Source organism: Microbacterium testaceum, assembly GCF_020781835.1.
Lineage (GTDB): Bacteria > Actinomycetota > Actinomycetes > Actinomycetales > Microbacteriaceae > Microbacterium > Microbacterium testaceum_H.
The window spans coordinates 1-702 of record NZ_JAJGNJ010000043.1; the positions used below are offsets into that span (position 1 = coordinate 1).

A 702-nucleotide genomic window follows, 5' to 3' on the forward strand; every position below is an offset into this window, starting at 1 on the left:
AACCGCATCTGCGAGATCTCGGCCAGTCGGCGTGCGATGAGCCGGTTGCTGCCGAGCAGGAGGCGCGCCTGCTCGGCGGTGATGGACCCCGACGGGTGCAGGGTCGGGTACGTGTAGGAAGCCATTACCGGTTCCCCCTCTCTCAGCAGATCGCTTCGATGACGTCACCGTCGGCGGCCGCCGCGGTGAGTGCGACGCCGAACCGGTTGGTTCCGGCGTCGTCGACCTTGCCGGCCGCGAGCGTGCCGATCGTGGCGCCAGCCGCGATCGCCGCACCAGCGGTCAGCTTGTGGACCGCACCCTTGAGCGGGTAGACGGTGACGCGCTCGCCCGAGGCGGCGTCGAACCCGGCGACACCGACGAGGGTGGCCGCGACGGCGTCCGCTCCGGCGTGCGAGACGGTTCCCGCGCCGGACACGATGAGCACACGGCCACCGGTGACGGCTGCGGAGGTGAGCGCGGTGAACGGCTTCCCCGCGTCGAACTTGGGCAGGTAGTCGGCCATCACGCCACCTCTTCCGTCTTCGCGCCGAACATGGCGGCGTACTGGGCGTCCTCACCGGTGGCGACGTCGTCGGAGTGACCGATCTCCGCCACCGGGAGGGCGGTGTTCTTCGGGAACTGGGCGAGCAGGGCGGTGATGCCCTCCTCGTCCTGGTCGAGCTGCTTCCGCCACGAGTCCTTCGACTGCGCGGTGATTCG

Annotated in this window: 2 protein-coding genes; both read right to left on the minus strand. The window is 70.1% G+C overall.

Going from position 1 to position 702, the window contains the following annotated elements; translation table 11 throughout:
• Positions 1-142: 142 nt before the first annotated feature.
• Positions 143-505 carry a capsid cement protein gene (locus LL239_RS17535; RefSeq protein ID WP_228164606.1) on the minus strand — a complete coding sequence of 121 codons (363 nt, stop codon included), beginning with the start codon at positions 503-505 and terminating at the stop codon, positions 143-145.
• Positions 505-702: hypothetical protein (locus LL239_RS17540; protein WP_228164607.1), on the minus strand; the 198-nt coding region annotated here is incomplete at its 5' end. The genes LL239_RS17540 and LL239_RS17535, both read right to left, overlap by 1 nt.